Below are 3,499 nucleotides of genomic sequence, written 5' to 3' on the forward strand. Positions count from 1 at the left end.
GCGCCGCGCGAATACCGCCCGACGCGCTCGCGCCTGCGCCTGTCGATCGAGGACGGCGGCACCCTGGTGGCCGAGACGGCGCCGGCGCCCGACCGCGAGATCGCCGATGCGCAGGGCCGCGAGGTGCTCCCCGGCGTCCCGGTGCGAGGCGAGGACGACCCGCCGACGGGCGACGAGTCGGTCGATGAGGCTTTCGACGGGCTCGGCTCCACGTTCGACTTCTGGTGGGACGCGTATCAGCGCAACAGCCTGGATGGCGCGGGCGGCGCGCTGCTGGCGACGGTGCACTACGGCCGCGACTACGACAACGCGTTCTGGAACGGCGAGCGCATGGTGTTCGGCGACGGCGACGGCGAGGTGTTCACCGGGTTCACGAACTCGCTCACCGTGATCGCGCACGAGCTCGCCCACGGCGTCATCGAAGACGAGGGCGGCCTGCTGTATCGCGGTCAGTCCGGCGCGCTCAACGAGTCGATCGCCGACGTCTTCGGGGCGCTGGCCGAACAGCATCACCTCGGCCAGACCGCCGCAGAGGCGTCGTGGTTGATCGGCGGCGAGATCTTCACGGATGCCGTGCAGGGCCGTGCGCTGCGCTCCCTGGCCGCGCCCGGCACGGCGTACGACGACGACGTGCTCGGCAAGGACCCGCAGCCGGCGCACATGAGCGACTACGTGCAGACGCGCGACGACAACGGCGGCGTGCACATCAACTCCGGCATCCCGAACCGTGCCTTCTACCTCGCGGCGACGGCGCTCGGCGGGCACGCCTGGGAGCGCGCCGGCTTCATCTGGTACCGCACTCTCACCGGCGGCGACCTCACCTCGACGGCCGATTTCACGGCGTTCGCGCACGCCACCCTCGCAGCCGCGGCTGCGGAGTACGGTGAAGAGTCGGAGGAGGTCGACGCCGTCCGCGCCGCGTGGACGGGCGTCGGCGTGATCGCGGATGGCCGATTCAGCAGCAACCCAGGGCAGTGAGCGAGGCGACCCCGGCTCCGCCCCCGCACGCCCGTCGCGAACTCGTCCTCCCGCGCCCCCCACCGTGGAGGTCGACGTGGCCCGCACCGGTGGCTTCGCAGGGATCACGCGCCGATGGACGGCGCAGCCGCCGCGAGACGAGGCATCCGACTGGATCTCGCTGATCGACCGGTGCCCGTGGGATCGCGCAGCCCATCCCGGCGACGCGGACGGCCCCGAGAGCGCGGCACCGATGCCCGACCGGTTCGTGTGGTGGATCCGGGCGTCCTGGACCGGCGCCGACCTGCACGAGGCCGAGGTGCCCGACGAGCAGCTCACCGGAGCGTGGCGCGAGCTCGTCGACGCCGTGCGCGAGTGGAGTCGCTCCGTCGAGCAGCCCGAGCGCCCCGGTCGCTGAGTCAGCCTCCGAACAGGCTCCTCTTCGCCGGCTTTATCGACTTCTGCAGGTAGATCGTGCCGAGCCACCGGCCGAACTTGAAACCGACGCGGCCCATGCGCCCGACCTCGACGAACCCCAGCTTCTCGTGAAGGGCGATCGAGGCGTCCGCACCTTTGTCGCTGATCACGGCGACCATCTGCCGGACGCCGGCCGCCTGGCACGCGTCGATGAGGGCGACCAGGAGCGCTCGCCCGAGCCCCTTGCCGGTCGCGGCCTGCCCGAGGTAGATCGAGTTCTCGACCGAGTACCGGTACGCGGACTTGCTCGACATCGGCTGCACGAGCGCGTACCCGAGGATCTGCCCCGTGGGCGACTCGGCAACGAGGAACGGCAGCCCGAGCCGCTGCAGGTGCTCGAGCTTCTCGCGCCACTGCGCGATCGACCAGGTGTCCTCGTCGAAGGTGACGACGGAGTTGGTCACGTAGTGGTTGTAGATCTCGCGGATGTGGGGGATGTCGCGGTCTTCGGCCGGGCGGATGTCGAACGAGAAGTCGCGCTCCGGTTCGTGCCTGCGCCGGAGGTGCCGCGGCAGGCGCCGGCGGTCCCGGTCGTATTCCTCCTCGAGCATGACGGTCCCCTATACGCCCATTGCGACGTCGACGGTCGCGGGCACAGCCCAGTCGACCGGCGCGGAGCCGAGCCCGGCGAGCATCTCGTTCGCCCGTGAGAACGGGCGCGAGCCGAAGAACCCACGGCTCGCCGAGAGCGGCGACGGATGCGGCGACTCGATGATCGGCGTCGCGCCGAGCAGCGGGCGCAGATTCGCGGCATCCCGGCCCCACAGGATCGCCACGAGCGGGCGATCGCGTGCCACGAGCATGCGGATGGCGTGCTCGGTCACATTCTCCCAGCCCCAGCCGCGATGGGATCCCGGCGAACCGGGCGCGACGGTGAGCACGCGATTGAGCAGCATGACGCCCTGGTCGCTCCAGGCCGACAGGTCGCCGTGCGGCGCACGTGGAATGCCGAGATCGGACTCGAGTTCTTTGTAGATGTTGTCGAGGCTCCGCGGCAGCGGGCGCACGTGCTCGTCGACGGCGAACGACAGACCGATGGGGTGGCCCGGCGTCGGGTACGGGTCCTGTCCGACGATCAGCACCTTGACGTCGTCGAGCGGCCTCTGGAAGGCGCGCAACACGCGGTCGCCCGCCGGCAGGAAGCGGCGGCCCGCCGCGACCTCGGAGCGGAGGCGCTCACCGAGCGCGGCGATGTCGGGGGCGACGGGGGCCAGTGCCGCCGCCCAGCCCGAATCCAGGAGTCCGGCCTCGGCGAGCTCGGGCAGCGTCATCGCCATGACTCGTCCGCCCGGGTGCGGGATCCGCCGTCCCGCGGGGTCGCGGTCGTCGTCATGACGAGCTCGGAACCGCCGTCGACGGCGGTCAGCGCGAAGGAGACGGTGATGGCTGCGATGTCGGCGAGCGAGTCGACGTGGGTTCCGCCGCACGGGATGCGGACCGCGCCGCCCGGGAGCTCGCACACCCACGAGCGTCGGTCGGCGAGCAGGTCTCCGTCGCGATCGACGCGCACATCTGCCCCCGACTCCAGCCACGAGGCCGGCTGCGCCTGGACGCGGGCGGCGAGCGCACCGAGGTCGTCGAGAGCCGCGGGATCGAAGCCCTTGCGGCGCAGCGACTTGCCGATTCGGTAAAGGTCGTGCGATCCGTTCGGGAGGATGCGCGACTCCCGGATCGCCAGCGCGTCGAACGCCGGAGCTCCGCGCGCGTCCAGCGGCGCGTCCTTGCGCCACGCGTCGGCGAGCGCGGCGTCGAGGGCCAGTGCAGCGAGATGGCACGCCGTGTGCCCCGTCGACAGGGCGGCGCGATGGTCGGCGTCCACGCGGACCTCGACCCTGTCGCCCGCCGCGAGCGGGTCGCCCTCCACCAGGTGCACGACGACGAACGTCCATCCGGGCGTGCCGGTGCGCACGGGCACGTCCGCGCCGAGGAGCAGGTCGCCGTCCTGCACGGCGCCCACGACCGCGTCGACCACGGCGATCTCGGTGCCGCCGGCGAGCAGCACGCCGCGGTCGGCGGGCTGGTCGGGCCACGCCGTGTCGACCGGATGGAACGCCGTCTCGTCGAG

Annotated in this window: 5 protein-coding genes; 2 read left to right on the top strand and 3 right to left on the bottom strand. The window is 72.0% G+C overall.

The genetic code is table 11. The features are described from left to right. Both EIO58_RS14680 and EIO58_RS14685 read left to right on the top strand, forming a co-directional pair. Positions 1-978: M4 family metallopeptidase (locus EIO58_RS14680; RefSeq protein WP_164861736.1), on the top strand; the 978-nt coding region annotated here is incomplete at its 5' end. Positions 979-1,054: 76 nt separating this feature from the next. Then, positions 1,055-1,375: a protealysin inhibitor emfourin gene (locus EIO58_RS14685; protein ID WP_240658894.1), complete on the top strand. Its 321-nt coding sequence runs from the start codon at positions 1,055-1,057 to the stop codon at positions 1,373-1,375. Position 1,376: 1 nt separating this feature from the next. On the opposite strand, the gene EIO58_RS14690 is transcribed toward EIO58_RS14685, so the two are convergent. The 3 genes from EIO58_RS14690 to EIO58_RS14700 form a co-directional block, all read right to left on the bottom strand. Further along, positions 1,377-1,985 carry a GNAT family N-acetyltransferase gene (locus tag EIO58_RS14690; protein ID WP_127820149.1) on the bottom strand — a complete coding sequence of 203 codons (609 nt, stop codon included), beginning with the start codon at positions 1,983-1,985 and terminating at the stop codon, positions 1,377-1,379. Positions 1,986-1,994: 9 nt separating this feature from the next. Beyond that, the gene (locus EIO58_RS14695; RefSeq protein ID WP_127820150.1) at positions 1,995-2,711 is read right to left on the bottom strand and encodes a uracil-DNA glycosylase; all 717 of its coding nucleotides are present in this window, start codon (positions 2,709-2,711) and stop codon (positions 1,995-1,997) included. Further along, on the bottom strand, positions 2,702-3,499 hold a 798-nt coding region (locus EIO58_RS14700), incomplete at its 5' end, for a metal-dependent hydrolase (RefSeq protein ID WP_127820151.1). The genes EIO58_RS14695 and EIO58_RS14700, both read right to left, overlap by 10 nt.

Origin of the sequence: Microbacterium sp. CPCC 204701, from assembly GCF_004010105.1 — a bacterium.
GTDB lineage: Bacteria > Actinomycetota > Actinomycetes > Actinomycetales > Microbacteriaceae > Microbacterium.

Excerpts from the sequence above, each read along its gene's own strand:
- EIO58_RS14690 (WP_127820149.1), bottom strand. The coding sequence starts at position 1,985 with ATGCTCGAGGAGGAATACGACCGGGACCGCCGGCGCCTGCCGCGGCAC.
- EIO58_RS14695 (WP_127820150.1), bottom strand. The coding sequence starts at position 2,711 with ATGGCGATGACGCTGCCCGAGCTCGCCGAGGCCGGACTCCTGGATTCG.